This is a genomic window from Arthrobacter sp. UC242_113, assembly GCF_044054585.1.
In the GTDB taxonomy this organism is placed as follows: Bacteria; Actinomycetota; Actinomycetes; order Actinomycetales; family Micrococcaceae; genus Arthrobacter.
The window spans coordinates 1033784-1049279 of sequence record NZ_CP171968.1; the positions used below are offsets into that span (position 1 = coordinate 1033784).

Genomic DNA, 15496 nt, shown 5'->3' on the forward strand with positions numbered 1-15496 from the left:
CTGCTGACCGGTAAAGCCCCGGGGCGGAAGCCTGCGTAACTGTTAGTTCAGCACGCATGCCTGCCCTACAATTTCCAGTAAGCAGTAACACTTTGTTGTGCCCATCACAGTGGCGCTCTGAGTGGGGCCAACGTTGTCCCTTCCATACGCACGATCAGGAGGAAGGACGTCTCCCATGACCCAAACTCTTTCAAGCCCCAGCTGGTCCGAACCGAACCAGCCGGACGCTGCCATATCGCCGTTCAAGCGGTTCGCGGCGCTCCCCGAGGCAGCCGGGCTATACAACCCCGAGCAGGAGAAGGACGCCTGCGGTCTTGCGATTATCGCCACCCTGCGCGGCGAGCCCGGCTACGACATCGTCGACGCCGCCCTTACCGCCCTGCGCAACCTGGAGCACCGCGGTGCTGTCGGCGCAGACGAGGGCACCGGTGACGGCGCCGGCCTTCTGATGCAGGTGCCGGACGAGTTCTTCCGTGCCGTCGCCGAATTCGAACTTCCGGGCCCCGGCCAGTATGTGGTGGGTACCGCCTTCCTGCCTGCCGAGCAGCGCGAGGCCAGCGCCGCCAAGGCCGGCATCGAGGGCCTGGCCGCCGACGAGGGCCTGACGGTCCTGGGCTGGCGCGAGGTTCCCGTCGTCGCCGATCTTGTCGGTGCCATGGCGCGCGCCTGCATGCCGTACTTCTCCCAGCCGTTCTTCGCCTCGGCAACCGGCGAGCAGCTGGAGCGCAACGACCTGGACGGCCGCGCCTGGCGCATCCGCAAGCGCGCGCAGAACAAGTTCGGCGTCTACTTCCCGTCGCTGTCCTCGAGGACCATCGTCTACAAGGGCATGCTGACCACTGCCCAGCTGGAGCCGTTCTACCCGGACCTTTCGGACAAGCGCTTCAAGACCAAGCTGGCGATCGTCCACTCGCGCTTCTCCACCAACACCTTCCCGTCCTGGCCGCTGGCCCAGCCGTTCCGCACCATCGCCCACAACGGTGAAATCAACACCGTCAAGGGCAACCGGAACTGGATGCGCGCCCGCCAGTCGCAGCTTGCCAACCCGCTGCTGGGCGACTCGCCGGAAGAGCTGTTCCCGATCTGCACCCCGGGCGCATCCGACTCCGCGTCCTTCGATGAAGTGGCCGAACTGCTGTGGCTGTCCGGCCGCCCCATCACCCACGCGATCATGATGATGATCCCCGAGGCCTGGGAAAACCACGCCACGATGGACCCGGCACGCAAGGCGTTCTACGAGTACCACTCCCTCCTGATGGAGCCGTGGGACGGCCCCGCCGCCGTGTCGTTCACCGACGGCGCACTCGTGGGCGCCACCCTGGACCGCAACGGCCTGCGCCCCGGCCGCTACTGGATCACCGAGGACGGCCTGGTGGTTTTCGCCTCCGAGGTGGGCGTCATCGACGTCGAACCCTCCAAGGTGGTCAAGAAGGGCCGCGTCTCGCCGGGCAAGATGTTCCTGGTGGACACCGAGGCCGGCCGGATCATCGGTGATGACGAGGTCAAGGCCGAGGTTGCCGCGGCGAATCCCTGGGCCGAGTGGGTCAAGGACAACCTGATCGACCTCAACGAGCTGCCGGAACGCGAGCACGTGGTGCACACGGCCGCGTCCGTGAACATCCGCCAGCGGACCTTCGGCTACACCACCGAAGAGCTGAAGATCCTGCTGGGCCCGATGGCCCGCACCGGCGCCGAGCCGCTGGGCGCCATGGGCTCCGACACCCCGGTGGCCGTGCTGTCCAAGCGCCCCCGCCTGCTCTTTGACTACTTCGTGCAGTCCTTCGCGCAGGTCACCAACCCGCCGCTGGACGCCATCCGTGAAGAGCTGGTCACCTCCCTGACCTGCGCCATCGGCCCCAACGGCAACCTCCTGGACACCAAGCAGGTGCGCCAGCCGCAGGTCTCCCTGCCGTTCCCGGTGATCAACAACGACCAGCTGGCCAAGATCGCCAACATCGAGGACGCCGAGGGCAACCGCGTGGCCATGAAGGTCCGCGGCCTCTACCGCCCCGAGGGCGGCGAGAATGCGCTGCGTGCCCGGCTCACCGAAATCTGCGAGCAGGTGTCCGGTGCCATCAACCGCGGCGTGCAGTACGTGGTCCTCTCGGACCGCGACTCCAATGCCCAGTGGGCCCCGATCCCGTCACTGCTGCTGGTCAGCGCCGTGCACCACCACCTGCTGCGCAGCGCCAACCGCACCAAGACCGCCCTGGTGGTCGAGGCGGGCGACGTCCGCGAGACGCACCACGTGGCAGTACTCGTGGGCTACGGCGCCTCCGCCGTGAACCCGTACCTGGCCATGGAATCCGTTGAGCAGCTCATTGCTGCCGGCGACGTGGTGGGAGTGACCCCGCAGGACGGCGTCTACAACCTGATCAAGGGCCTCGGCAAGGGTGTCCTGAAGATCATGTCCAAGATGGGCATCTCCACCGTGGCGTCCTACACCGGCGCCCAGACGTTCGAGGCGCTTGGCCTGGGCCAGGAACTGGTGGACGAATTCTTCGCCGGCACGCACTCCCAGCTGGGCGGCGTGGGCCTGGATGTCATCGCGGCAGAGGTTTCCGCGCGGCACCAGATGGCCTACCCCGAGGGCGGCATCGAGCAGCCGCACCGTCCCCTGCTGGGCGGCGGCGAGTACCAGTGGCGCCGCGACGGCGAACCGCACCTCTTCAACCCGGAGACTGTCTTCCGGCTGCAGCACGCCACGCGTGAGCGCCGCTACGACATTTTCAAGGCCTACACCAAGGGCGTGGATGACCAGTCCGAGAACCTGATGACCCTGCGCGGTCTGCTCAAGTTCAAGGACGGCGCGCGTCCCGCCGTGCCGCTCGAGGAAGTCGAGCCGGTCTCCAGCATCGTCAAGCGCTTCTCCACGGGTGCCATGAGCTACGGCTCCATCTCTAAGGAAGCGCACGAGACCCTCGCGATCGCCATGAACCGGCTGGGCGGCAAGTCCAACACCGGTGAAGGCGGCGAGGACGTGGACCGCCTGCTCGATCCGGAGCGCCGTTCCGCAGTCAAACAGATTGCCTCGGGCCGCTTTGGCGTCACGAGCCTCTACCTGAGCAACGCGGACGACATCCAGATCAAGATGGCCCAGGGCGCCAAGCCCGGCGAAGGCGGCCAGCTGATGGCCCAGAAGGTCTACCCCTGGGTTGCCCGGACGCGCCACTCGACGCCCGGCGTCGGGCTCATCTCCCCGCCCCCGCACCACGACATCTACTCGATCGAGGACCTCGCGCAGCTCATCTACGATGCGAAGCGCGCGAACCCCTCGGCCCGGGTGCACGTCAAGCTCGTCTCCGAGGTGGGCATCGGCACAGTTGCCGCCGGCGTCACCAAGGCGAAGGCCGACGTCGTGCTTGTTTCCGGGCACGACGGCGGAACCGGCGCCTCGCCGCTGAACTCGCTCAAGCATGCCGGCGTGCCGTGGGAGCTGGGTCTCGCAGAGACCCAGCAGACCCTCATGCTCAACGGCCTGCGCGACCGCGTGGTGGTGCAGGTGGACGGCCAGCTCAAGACCGGCCGTGACGTTGTCATCGCCGCGCTTCTCGGCGGCGAGGAATTCGGCTTCGCCACGGCACCGCTGGTGGTTGAGGGCTGCATCATGATGCGCGTCTGCCATCTGGACACCTGCCCGGTGGGCGTTGCCACGCAGAACCCCGAACTGCGCGCCCGCTTCAGCGGCAAGCCGGAGTTCGTGGTCAACTTTTTCGAGTTCCTCGCAGAGGAAGTCCGGGAGATCCTCGCGGAGCTCGGTTTCCGGAGCATCGAGGAAGCGATCGGCCACGCCGAAATGCTGGACACCCAGGACGCCATCAGCCACTGGAAGGCCGAGGGCCTGGACCTGGATCCGATCCTGCACGGCCTCGAGTTCGACGACGACGCCCCGCTGCGGAACCTGACCGGCCAGAACCACGAGCTGGACAAGCACTTCGACCAGCGGCTCATCACCATGGCCGCCGAGGCGCTGACCGACCGTGCCCCGGTGAAGATCACGGTGGACGTCATCAACACCGACCGCTCGGTGGGCACCATGCTGGGCCACGTCGTGACCAAGACGTTCGGCACGGACGTGCTGGCCACGGACACGATTGACATCACGCTGAACGGCACCGCCGGGCAGTCGCTGGGCGCCTTCCTGCCTGCCGGCATCACGTTGCGCATGTATGGCGACTCCAACGACTACGTGGGCAAGGGACTCTCCGGCGGCCGGATCATCGTCCGCCCGGACCGCACCAACGTGTTCCAGGCCGAACGCAACGTGGTTGCCGGCAACGTGATCGGCTACGGCGCCACGAGCGGCGAACTGTTCCTGCGCGGCCAGGTGGGCGAACGCTTCCTGGTCCGCAACTCGGGCGCCACCGCTGTTGTTGAAGGCATCGGCGACCACGGCTGCGAGTACATGACCGGCGGCCAGACGCTGATCATCGGCCGCACCGGCCGCAACTTCGGGGCCGGCATGTCCGGCGGTACGGCCTACGTGCTGGACCTGCGGACTGAACGCGTCAACAAGCAGGCCCTCGAGTCCGGCGAACTCCAGCTCCTTGAACTGGACGCCGAGGACCGCGACATCGTCCACGGCCTGCTGGTCAAGCACGTGGAAGAAACCGAATCCCAGCTGGCCGCGCGTCTGCTCGACAACTTCGACGACACCGCTGCCCGCATAACCAAGGTGCTGCCGCGCGACTACGCCGCAGTGCTGCAAACCCGTCTTGACGCCATCGAAGAGGGCCTTGACCCCGACGGCGAAGAAGTTTGGTCTCGAATCCTGGAGGTGACCGGTGGCTGATCCACGCGGATTTCTGAAAGTACGTCAGCGTGAAACCCAGCCGCGCCGTCCCGTTCCCGTCCGCATCATGGACTGGAAGGAAGTCTACGAGGCCCAGGAAAAGGGTGTCCTGAAGAGCCAGGCCGGCCGCTGCATGGACTGCGGCGTGCCGTTCTGCCACCAGGGCTGCCCCCTGGGGAACCTGATTCCCGAGTGGAACGACCTCATGTGGCGGGACAAGGGCGAGGAAGCGATTGAGCGGCTGCACGCCACCAACAACTTCCCCGAATGGACCGGCCGGCTGTGTCCCGCCCCGTGCGAGGCGTCCTGCGTGCTCGGCATCAACCAGCCCGCCGTGACCATCAAGCAGGTCGAGGTGTCCATCATCGATGAGGCGTTCGACAACGGCTGGGTCAACCCGCTGCCGCCGCACCGCCTCACCGGCAAGACGGTCGCCGTCGTCGGTTCCGGCCCTGCCGGCCTGGCGGCTGCACAGCAGCTGACCCGCGTGGGCCACACCGTGGCCGTCTACGAACGGGACGACAAGATCGGCGGCCTGCTGCGCTACGGCATCCCCGACTTCAAGATGGAAAAAGAGCAGGTGGACCGCCGGCTCGAGCAGATGAAGGCCGAAGGCACCCGCTTCCGCACCGGCGTCGCCGTCGGTACGGACGTCACCTGGGAGCAGCTGCGCCGCCGCTACGACGCCGTGGTCATCGCCACCGGCGCCACCGTGCCGCGTGACCTGCCCATCCCGGGCCGCGACCTCGACGGCGTGCACTTCGCCATGGATTACCTGGTTCCCTCCAACCGCGTGGTGGCAGGGGAGTCCCCGGAGAACCACATCGACGCCCGCGGCAAGCACGTGGTCATCCTCGGCGGCGGCGACACCGGTGCCGACTGCATCGGCACGGCGCACCGCCACCAGGCAGCCTCGGTGACCACCCTGGCCATCGGCAAGCAGCCCCCGGTGGAGCGAGCCGGCCACCAGCCGTGGCCGACGTTCCCCACCCTCTTCGAGGTGGCCAGTGCCCACGAGGAAGGCGGTGAGCGCACGTACCTCGCCTCCACTGTTGAGTTCGTGGGCGAGGACGGCAAGCTGACCGGCGTCAAGGTTGCAGAGACCGAATTCGTGGACGGCAAGCGCCTCCCCAAGGCCGGCACCGAGCGGATCATCCCCGCGGACCTGGTGTTCCTGTCCCTGGGCTTCACCGGACCTGAACCGGCCGGGATCACCGAGCAGGTCAACGCCGAGTTCGACGGCCGCGGCAATGTGGCCCGCGACGGCTACTACATGACCAACACCGAGGGTGTTTTCGTGGCAGGCGACGCCGGCCGCGGCCAGTCCCTGATCGTGTGGGCGATCGCCGAAGGCCGTGCCGCCGCAGCCGCGGTGGACAAGTACCTGATGGGAAGCACCATCCTTCCTGCGCCTGTGGCTCCGACGGACCGCGCCATAGCTGTCCTGTAGCGCCGATCCGGGGAATTCATCTCCGCGACAACTTAACCAATGCAAGTGACAAATAGGGTAGGTATATGAGACGCGCAAAAATTGTGGCCACCTTTGGACCGGCCATTGCCAGCTATGAAAACACCCTTGCGGTGCTGGAAGCCGGCGTTGATGTAGCCCGTATGAACATGAGCCACGGCGACTACTCCGTGCATGACAACACCTATGAAAACGTCCGAAAGGCCGCGTCCGATCTGGGCAAGGCTGTAGCCATCATGGCCGACCTGCAGGGCCCGAAGATCCGCCTGGGCCGCTTCGTTGACGGTCCCCACGAGCTGGCGGTGGGGGACATCTTCACGATCACCACTGAGGACGTTCCCGGCACCAAGGAGATCTGCTCCACCACACTCAAGAGCCTCACCGAGGACGTCAACCCGGGCGATGCGCTGCTGATCGACGACGGCAAGGTGGCGCTGCGTGCCATCGAGGTGGACGACGTCAAGGTGGTCGCCAAGGTGACCGTGGGCGGGTTTGTGTCCAACAACAAGGGCATCAACCTCCCGGGTGTTGCCGTCAACGTCCCCGCACTGAGCGAAAAGGACGAGGACGATCTGCGCTGGGCCATGCGCCGCGGCGTGGATCTCGTTGCCCTGTCCTTCGTCCGCGACGCCTCGGACATCACCCGCGTGCACGAGATCATGGACGAAGAAGGCCGCCGCGTGCCCGTGATCGCCAAGATCGAAAAGCCCCAGGCCGTGGAGCAGCTCCACGAGATCATCGACGCGTTCGACGCGATCATGGTGGCCCGTGGTGACCTCGGCGTGGAGCTTCCGCTGGAGGAAGTGCCGATCGTGCAGAAGCGTGCCATCGAGCTGGCACGCCGCTGGGCGAAGCCGGTCATCGTGGCCACCCAGGTGCTGGAGTCCATGATCGACAACCCGCGCCCGACCCGTGCGGAGGCCTCCGACTGCGCCAACGCCGTGCTCGACGGCGCCGACGCGGTCATGCTCTCCGGCGAGACCAGCGTGGGCAAGTTCCCGATCGAGACGGTCAAGACCATGGCCCGGATCATCGAGTCCACCGAGGAGCACGGCCTGGAGCGCGTCCCCCCGCTGGGCACCAAGCCCAAGACCCGCGGTGGCGCGATCACCCGTGCCGCCGTCGAGATCGCGGACCAGCTGGACGCCAAGTACATCTGTACGTTCACGCAGTCCGGTGATTCGGCACGCCGCCTGTCCCGTCTCCGCCCGATCAAGCCGGTCTTCGCGTTCACTCCGGTGGAGCACGTGTGGAACCAGCTGGCACTGACCTGGGGCATCCAGCCGCAGCTCGTTGCCACAGTAGGCCACACGGATGAAATGACCGCTCAGGTGGACCGCAGCCTGCTGGACATGGGACTGGTGGAAGACGGTGACCTCGTGGTCATCGCTGCCGGATCCCCTCCCGGAAAAGCGGGTTCCACCAACTCTCTGAAGGTCCACAAGGTGGGCGACCTCGCCGACACCACGCGCCTGGGTGAAGGCGCCGGCAAGCGGGAGAAGCTCGGCCCGTGGCCGGAAAAGAAGAAGAAGAACAAGGACAAAGCTGCAGCGGCTCCGGCTGAGTAGCTAAATTCTGAGAGGGAGGATCCCCGCCTGGACCAGTTTGCTGGTGGCGGGGGTCCTCCTTTTTTGTTTCCTGGGTTCTTTCCCGGGATTCGGGGAAAGCAGAAGGACCCCGGCGCGTTGCCGGGGTCCTTCTTGTTCGTTTGCCTTGGGGCGTTAGTTGACCTGGTTGATGATGGTCTCGGCCACTTCGCGCATGCTGAGGCGGCGGTCCATCGAGGTCTTTTGGATCCAGCGGAAGGCTTCCGGTTCCGTCAGGCCCATCTTGGTGGTCAGCAGGCTCTTGGCGCGTTCCACGAGCTTGCGGGTGGCGAACTGCTCCTGCAGGTCGGTGACCTCGGATTCGAGGGCTTTGATCTCCTCGTGGCGGGACAGCGCGATCTCCAGGGCGGGGATCAGGTCCGCAGGGGTGAAGGGCTTCACCACATAGGCCATGGCGCCGGCGTCGCGGGCGCGCTCCACGAGTTCCTTCTGGCTGAACGCGGTCAGCAGCACCACGGGGGCGATGCGAGCCTTGACGATCTTCTCGGCTGCGGAGATGCCGTCCATGACGGGCATCTTGACGTCCATGAGGACGAGGTCCGGCTTGAGCTCCTCGGCCAGCTGCACGGCCTTCTCGCCGTTGTCGGCCTCGCCGATGACGTCGTAGCCTTCGCCGCGCAGGATTTCGATGATGTCCAGGCGGATGAGGGTTTCGTCTTCGGCCACGACTACGCGGCGCGCCGGCTGGGACGTTGTGTTTGACTCCGTCGGTTCTGACACGGGATCTCCTTGAAAAGGTACGGCGGGACTATGACTATCTTAGTTGGGCCCCGCGCTTGTACTTGGATCGGCATGGCTTGTTGCGACGGCGGTGGCGCGATTCTGGCTTTTAGCCTATCTGCATGTAGAGTAATTCCGCGCACTGGTAGTGGCTGCGTTGATCACACTTCGCTGTGAGCCTACGATTGTTACTCCGTGTACTCCGCGCCCGAGTGGCGGAATTGGCAGACGCGCCGCACTCAAAATGCGGTATCGAAAGGTGTGTGGGTTCGAGTCCCACCTCGGGCACGTGTTTTCCCTGTTCAGAGGCTTTTTAGCCTCTGAGTGTGCACATTTTGTTCACTTGTGGGCCCCTTCGGGGGCCTTTTTCATTGTTGGCCAGTTGCCTCCTTGCTTGCCTTGCTGATCGACCCGGTGTCGTTCGTTACCTGTTCATGGACGTTCGTTGCCTGGGCAACATGACGTGAGAAAAATCTGGCCCGGTCTTCTTTTCCGCGTTCTTGGTACTTCACTGGGTTTGCTCCTGTCCGGTTCGTGGTGTCTTCCTGCTTCTTCATCGTTACCTCCGGCGTCTACTGCATGACTGTGTGCATCTTGGGCGGTGTTCCGACGTGAGGTGCCGGCTGCACTGTGTGTTCTTCATACCTGATCATCGCCTCCGCGTTGAACAACTACATGACGCTGGGGTTTGGAGTGAGCCGGCCGGGCGGTGGTGCCTGCTGCCTGCTGGTTGCTCATATCCCTTCATTGCCCATGCCGTGCACAGCAGCATGACCGAAGTCGACGAGAGCTCACGGGTCTGCAGAGGGCTCCGCTGACGGCCGATGAGGTGCGGGCGTAGCCGGGCGCCACGAGTCCGTTGCGCCGGGCGGCGAGCTCCTGCGAATTGATGGACATCTCTGGCGTACGACCGGGGGCCGCTTGTGCCCGCCGGTGTAGCCCTAACGGCATCCCGAGCGGGCCTTAAATAGGGCAGGGCATATGGCTATCGAGAGGGCAGTATTCGCGTGGATTTCGCGGCCGCGAAGCTAGGCTGAGTAAGCCTTGTTCTACGTGGCTTCAGCGACGCGAGCTTTCATCTGAGAGCAAGCACGGAGCCTTTCACTGCTGTAGGGTGACGATGCGGCTACTCGGTGGCGGAGATTTCCAGGATTCTCAGCGCGATGCGCAAGGCAAATTTGGTGTCGGGGTTTTCGAGCGGTGCATCCAGTAGTTCCTCGATCTTCTCGATTCTCTTGACCACCGTGTTTCGATGGAGTGCAAGGGCGCGCGACGTCTCCGCGAGGTTAGATTCGCTTTGAAGGTACGTGTTCAGCGTTTTCCTCAGATGGTCGGCGTCTGGTTCGGAGAGTCGTTTTAGAAACTTCGTGGCTTGGCGAACCAGTGCGGGATCGTGGAGCGTAGTGCGGATCAGCTGGGTGGCGGCGGATTCCTGGGCGTCCACAATCTGCCGGCGGCCTTTGCTAGAGCTTGCTCGTCGAGCGAAGTCTTCAGCCTCGGCGATGCTTCTTGCGAATCCTTCCGGTCCAAGTCGTGGCCTGGCGACGCCAAAAACGATTCCTGTTTCTGGCGGTGGTCTTATGGAATCCAGAGCGGCGACGAAATCCCGGTAGTCTCCCCGCGTTGGTTGGTCCTGCCGTGTTTCCCAGACAAGCCAATGATCAATGTATTCGGACGAGTCCACTGTGTAGTCATACCGGCTCAAAGCGGCTGGAAGCATTCGTCCGATGTCGTGGGCCAGAGATTTCCGTGGGGCACGAACACTTATGAGGGTGTGCCATCCGTTTAAGTTCCAGCCGACACTGAGAGCTTGAGAGATGACGTGATCCGGAATTGCTCCGCCAGCGACAGCGAGCTGTGAAACGATCGCCGATCTTGCGGATTGAAACTGCTCGCTCGCGAACCGTTGACGGCTGAGCCACCTGAGCAACGAAAGGGCCCCTAATTCCATGAGTTCTTGTGCCGCCTCCAGCTCGAAGGGCGGGGCGTCAGGTTGGAATTCCGCGAGTATCCAAAGCGCTGGGTCGTCGTCTTCCATGAGCGGGGGCGACGGAACCGATATGAGGTTTGGGGTTTGGCTGGGGTCAAACAAGGGCGACGCCCCGACGTTGCCGAATGCAAGCGGACGTTCCACGGCGCCCGCTAGTGGCAGGCCGAGCGAATTGATCACTGCTATCCGCGCGTTGACATACTTTCTGAGCTCAGAAACGACGCCCTCGGGGCTAGGCTCCATCTGGTGGACGGCGTGGGTGAAGGCCGTCATATTAATGGACCGTGTCCAGAGATCCGACCCCATGAACCTGCTGAGGGATGCGGCCACGGCCACAGTCGCATGGGGCTGGTGGAGCGCAACCACGTTCATTTTCAGTTTTCGCGCAAGTTCCAGGGTAGATGGGCCGAATTCCGAGAGTAATTGGAAGTCCTGTGGCGTGGTTGGTATCAGGATCACCACGCCCACGCCCTTTCGCTTCAGCTGTGGAAGCAGAATTTCCAGGGCATAGGAGGGAATCCAAGAGGATATCCAGATGCCTTCGAGATTGCTGACCTGCGCTTCATCTGGTGGATCAAGATAGGCAGTGGTGGCGGCGCCGCTGGCGCTGATCTCGTTGATGCAGATGAACGTAAAGTTCGAATCGGGGTGTTCCAAAATCACGGAGCTGTTCAGCAGCATCGGACACCGCAGCAGTTCCCGAAGGGCCAGCCGGGCTGTCACAGCGAGTCTTCAAGGGAAGGGATTGTGTACCCGTAGCCGGAAATGTCGACCAAGGCCTGCGCAGCAGAGTCGCTCCATTCGCCCGGGGCCTCAAAGACAACGACGTCTACCCCGTAACCGGGCAGGATACGCTCGCTGAGGAGGGGAACGCCGGTATGGCTGTCCAGGAGGCAGATAATCTGGGGGGCCGTGGCAAGCAGCCGGCCTTCGTCTACGAGCAGCAGGAATTCGTTCTGTGCCTCGATTCGAAGGTATCTTCCTGCGGCCCGAACAATCATCGTTCCTTTGGCCTGTCCCCCGGCACCGGAATCACGGGGGGCGGGTTCCCACTGAACGTCCACAACACTCCCGCGCCCCACAAAGAGACATCCCGCAGTGTGGGAACAAAAATGGGATATCGCATCACTCACGGACTGCGTTAGTTTCCTGGACTGCTGGAACTGGCGTCCAAGCTCCAAAGCTCGTCGAAGGGTGTGGCCTATGCCGCCTTCCCTAGCCTGTCGCCCCTCCATGGGGTACCCCGCGAACGCCACCCAGCCGCCAAACAATCCCATGAGAACGCGCAGGGCGTGCTCGGATTCTTCGGCGGTTGATCCCGAAATTTCGACGCGTCTCCCCGAAGTGTCTACGAGGGCACAAGGAGTCAGCGAGACGTTGTGCGCGTTGAACGTTGTCTGGTGCAGTCCTGAAAGTCCTCGCCCCATGCCATCCATGTCGACCAGCGGGATGCCCAGGGCCGCGGCCACCAGGATCGGTGCATAGGCATTGATCCCGGCCATTTCGAAGGCACAGACAAGTGCTCGCCGCCCTGGAAATTTCTGCGCAACCGCATCAAAAGCACTTACGTAAGGCTCCGGTCCGCTGGGCTTTTCGCTGAAGGCCAGTGGCGATCCCGCTAGGCCAACGGCCACTACGACATCGCCAGGAAGGATTTTACTTGGCCGAAATACGGTCACGCCACCGCAACGTTCCAACAGATTCCGCGTCAAGAGAGACATGGCATGTGTGTCGCCGGCCCCTCCCGAGCCCTGCATTCTTGCGCCAAACTCTAACGCTTCGAGGTCCGTGGCCGTTAGGAGCCAAGACATGGCTGCCTCCTTCGGATGCGTGCGTGAGGGACGAATGTGTTAAGTATGCACACCCTGACTGTATTTAGTAGTCAGAGGAACCATTGATAACGACCGCCACGGGGCCGTAGCTTCTATTCATTCCCTCCTACCCGTGATCTCTTCCGGGTGGGTACCTCATAGCCAAGGAGTACCGATGGCAACAACTACTGATAAGAAGCACGCGGGGGAGGAGGACTACGCCCTCGAGCGTGTGCCTGACCACGCCCGCTACAGCTGGTGGTCGGTGGCGGTTCAAAGGTTCGGCCAGATGTCGGCGCTTTCTCAGTTCCTTCTGGGTGCAGCCCTGGGCTTTGGAATGGACTTTCCCACCGCCTTGCTCGCCATCTTCCTTGGATCAGTGATCTTGGAGGTGGTTGCCATCATGACGGGAATCCTCGGACAAAAAGAAGGCCTCTCGACATCGGTTCTCGCTAGATGGACCGGCTTTGGACGTCATGGATCCAGCATCATCGCCCTGTTCATCTCGCTTAGCCTGGTCGGTTGGTTTGGTGTCCAAAGCGGCGTGGCCGCTGAGGGGCTTGCCAAGCTGGCGCCCGCTATTCCCGCATGGGCGTGGTCCCTTGCGGTCGGCTGCGCCGTGACCGCGATAGTCATTTACGGCTTCAAGAGCATGGCCTGGACCGCGTACATTACGATCCCCGCGTTCCTCCTGCTCGCCGGTTGGTCGATCGTCTCTGAGCTGCAAAAGCACAACCTCGGCGACCTGGTCAACCAGCCGGCTCCGGGACCGGTCCTTAGCCTGGCCGCCGGGACAACACTGGTGGCAGGCGGATTCATTGTCGGCATGGTAATCACCCCCGATATGACGCGCTTCAACCGCAAACCCTCTGATGTGGTCAAGCAGACACTCCTCGGTGTCACCCTCGGGGAATTCATGGTGGCCATCGCCGGCGTTCTCCTTGCCCACGCACTCAAGACCAACGACATCATCGCAATTGTCACGTCCAGCAGCGGGTTCGTCGGCACAGTCATCATCGTTGCCGGCACGATCAAGATGAACGACTGGAACTTGTACTCGGCATCCCTGGGCATTGTGAACTTCGTCGAGACAGTATTCAAGAAGCGAGTGAGCCGCACGAGCGTCACCATCTTTATCGGGATCCTCGGCAGCGCACTCGCCGCAGCCGGAATACTGAACTACTTTGTGGATTTCCTAATCCTGCTCGGAGTCACGTTCCCCCCCATCGCCGGCATCATGGTCGCCGAATATTACATCGTAAAGAAGTGGCGAAGCGTCCTATCCGCATCTGCCCCCGGGCTGCCGGCAACAGAGCCCACGTGGGTCCTTGGGACCCTGGTGGTTTGGGCTGCCTCGGTGCTGATCGGAACGTTCCTGCCATGGGGGATAGGGTCCCTGAACTCGCTTGGCGCTTCCCTGATTCTTTACGTCATCGCGGGCAAACTCGGCCTGATCAGAGGAACATCCGAAGAGGCGCTCTCACGCCGACCCATTACTGAAAAACGCGAACTGCAGGAGGAATTCAAGTGAAGATAGGCATCGATGTCGGCGGCACCAACACGGACGCGGTACTCATTGACGGAAGCGAGGTCCTCGCAGGTGTAAAAAGTCCGACAATGAGTGACGTCGGACAGGGGATTACCGGGTCCCTCCGCCGACTACAGAGCGCGTACTCATTTGATCCTGCCGACGTAGACGCCGTCATGATCGGCACCACGCATTTCATCAATGCACTAGTCGAAGCCGAGCGGTTGGCGCCGACGGCGGCAATCCGGCTCGGACTTCCTGCAACTGGCGGACTGCCGCCGTTCGTGGGCTGGCCGGCACGAATTACGGAAGCGTTGCACGCCTTGCCCTATATGTGCCACGGCGGTCACGAGTTCGACGGACGGGAAATCTCTCCGATCGATCATGACGAGATACGCAGGGCAGCCCAGGACGCCGTAGCCAAAGGGGCACGCAGCTTCGCAATCTCGTCCGTGTTTTCCCCCGTCAACTCGGAGTTCGAACAGAGGGCAGCGGAAATCATAAACGCCGAGTTTCCGGAACTTCCGATCAGCCTTTCCAACGAAATCGGCAGGGTGGGGCTCCTCGAGAGGGAAAACGCAACAATCATCAACGCCGCCCTTCGTGAGCTTTCAGCAGATGTGTGTTCCTCACTCGATCAATCCCTGATGGCGCTGAACATCCACGCCCCGCTGTTCCTGAGCCAGAACGACGGCACATTGATGGATGTGGATTTCGCCCGAAAATACCCAGTGGCCACCTTTGCCTCAGGACCAACCAACTCAATGCGCGGCGCCGCGTACCTCTCGGGCCTCAAAGACTGCATTGTGGTCGACGTTGGCGGAACAACGACGGACGTCGGAGTTCTCCAGTCCGGCTTTCCGCGCGAAGCGGCAACAGAAATCGAGGTGGCGGGAATCCGAACCAACTTCCGTATGCCTGATGTGTTGTCCGTCGGCCTCGGCGGCGGCAGCCGCATCAGGTTCGACAACGGTGTGACCGTCGGACCGGACAGCGTTGGCTACAGAGTCACGGAGGAGGCACTCGTTTTCGGAGGCACAACTCTGACGGCGACCGACATCATGGTCGCGGCGGGTGACGCGGAGATCGGTGACCCCGGCCGCGTCAGCCATCTGGATCCTTCAATGGTGAAGGCGGCCAAAGATGAGATCCACCGAAGGATCGCGGAAACGGTAGACCGGATGCGCACCAGTTCCGACCTCGTCCCAGTGGTCGCAGTCGGCGGCGGTGCGTTCCTGGTACCAGAACAGATGGCCTGCGCCAGTGACGTTGCCCGTCCGGGGCACTCCGGAGTAGCGAATGCCATCGGCGCCGCTATAGCCCAAGTCGGCGGCGAAGTCGACCGTATCTTTGCTATCCCGGCAGGAAAGCGCGACGAAGTGCTCGACCAAGCCAGGGAGGAAGCAATCAGCAAGGCCATAGCTGCCGGAGCCAAAGCGAGCACTGTCCAAATCGTGGAGATCGATGAGCTGCCACTGGCCTATCTGCCAGGAAACGCGTCCCGGGTACGCGTCAAAGCGGTCGGCGATCTGCCGGCGTCGAAATAGCCCCACCGGAAACGCTGACTGCAAGAAGTAGAA

At 63.1% G+C, this 15496-nt stretch carries 9 protein-coding genes and 1 tRNA gene; 6 read left to right on the forward strand and 4 right to left on the reverse strand.

Going from position 1 to position 15496, the window contains the following annotated elements:
* Nucleotides 1–175: 175 nt before the first annotated feature.
* The 3 genes from gltB to pyk all read left to right on the forward strand — a co-directional run bounded on the left by gltB (nucleotide 176) and on the right by pyk (nucleotide 7828).
* Nucleotides 176–4792, forward strand: a complete 4617-nt coding sequence (gene gltB, locus ACHMXB_RS04680; RefSeq protein WP_395403169.1) for a glutamate synthase large subunit — start codon at nucleotides 176–178, stop codon at nucleotides 4790–4792.
* The gene (locus ACHMXB_RS04685) at nucleotides 4785–6242 is read left to right on the forward strand and encodes a glutamate synthase subunit beta (RefSeq protein ID WP_395403171.1); all 1458 of its coding nucleotides are present in this window, start codon (nucleotides 4785–4787) and stop codon (nucleotides 6240–6242) included. Before gltB ends, ACHMXB_RS04685 begins: the two co-directional genes overlap by 8 nt.
* Before the next feature lie 65 nt (nucleotides 6243–6307).
* Nucleotides 6308–7828, forward strand: a complete 1521-nt coding sequence (gene pyk / locus ACHMXB_RS04690; protein WP_395403173.1) for a pyruvate kinase — start codon at nucleotides 6308–6310, stop codon at nucleotides 7826–7828.
* Between the two features lie 153 nt (nucleotides 7829–7981).
* On the opposite strand, the gene ACHMXB_RS04695 is transcribed toward pyk, so the two are convergent.
* On the reverse strand, nucleotides 7982–8587 hold the full coding sequence (locus tag ACHMXB_RS04695) for an ANTAR domain-containing response regulator (protein WP_395403175.1): 606 nt from the start codon (nucleotides 8585–8587) through the stop codon (nucleotides 7982–7984).
* 206 nt (nucleotides 8588–8793) lie between these two features.
* Here ACHMXB_RS04695 and ACHMXB_RS04700 point away from each other — a divergent pair.
* Nucleotides 8794–8875 (forward strand) — tRNA-Leu (locus ACHMXB_RS04700).
* Between the two features lie 80 nt (nucleotides 8876–8955).
* Here ACHMXB_RS04700 and ACHMXB_RS04705 read toward each other — a convergent pair.
* From ACHMXB_RS04705 to ACHMXB_RS04715, 3 genes are all read right to left on the reverse strand, one after another.
* Nucleotides 8956–9144 carry a hypothetical protein gene (locus ACHMXB_RS04705; protein WP_395403177.1) on the reverse strand — a complete coding sequence of 63 codons (189 nt, stop codon included), beginning with the start codon at nucleotides 9142–9144 and terminating at the stop codon, nucleotides 8956–8958.
* 569 nt (nucleotides 9145–9713) lie between these two features.
* The gene (locus ACHMXB_RS04710; RefSeq protein ID WP_395403179.1) at nucleotides 9714–11258 is read right to left on the reverse strand and encodes a PucR family transcriptional regulator; all 1545 of its coding nucleotides are present in this window, start codon (nucleotides 11256–11258) and stop codon (nucleotides 9714–9716) included.
* Between the two features lie 38 nt (nucleotides 11259–11296).
* A complete protein-coding gene (locus ACHMXB_RS04715; RefSeq protein ID WP_395403181.1) occupies nucleotides 11297–12388 on the reverse strand; it encodes a DUF917 domain-containing protein in 1092 nt (363 codons plus the stop codon).
* Nucleotides 12389–12563: 175 nt separating this feature from the next.
* Here ACHMXB_RS04715 and ACHMXB_RS04720 point away from each other — a divergent pair, with 175 nt between their 5' ends.
* Nucleotides 12564–13919, forward strand: coding sequence for a purine-cytosine permease family protein (locus ACHMXB_RS04720; protein WP_395403183.1), 1356 nt, complete (start codon nucleotides 12564–12566; stop codon nucleotides 13917–13919).
* Nucleotides 13916–15463: a hydantoinase/oxoprolinase N-terminal domain-containing protein gene (locus tag ACHMXB_RS04725; RefSeq protein ID WP_395403185.1), complete on the forward strand. Its 1548-nt coding sequence runs from the start codon at nucleotides 13916–13918 to the stop codon at nucleotides 15461–15463. Before ACHMXB_RS04720 ends, ACHMXB_RS04725 begins: the two co-directional genes overlap by 4 nt.
* The last annotated feature ends 33 nt before the right edge of the window (nucleotides 15464–15496 follow it).

What these genes read in the sequence shown, in the direction of transcription:
- gltB (WP_395403169.1), top strand. Translation starts at nt 176, where the DNA reads ATGACCCAAACTCTTTCAAGCCCCAGCTGGTCCGAACCGAACCAGCCG.
- pyk (WP_395403173.1), top strand. Translation starts at nt 6,308, where the DNA reads ATGAGACGCGCAAAAATTGTGGCCACCTTTGGACCGGCCATTGCCAGC.
- ACHMXB_RS04705 (WP_395403177.1), bottom strand. Translation starts at nt 9,144, where the DNA reads ATGAAGAAGCAGGAAGACACCACGAACCGGACAGGAGCAAACCCAGTG.
- ACHMXB_RS04710 (WP_395403179.1), bottom strand. Translation starts at nt 11,258, where the DNA reads ATGCTGCTGAACAGCTCCGTGATTTTGGAACACCCCGATTCGAACTTT.
- ACHMXB_RS04715 (WP_395403181.1), bottom strand. Translation starts at nt 12,388, where the DNA reads ATGTCTTGGCTCCTAACGGCCACGGACCTCGAAGCGTTAGAGTTTGGC.
- ACHMXB_RS04720 (WP_395403183.1), top strand. Translation starts at nt 12,564, where the DNA reads ATGGCAACAACTACTGATAAGAAGCACGCGGGGGAGGAGGACTACGCC.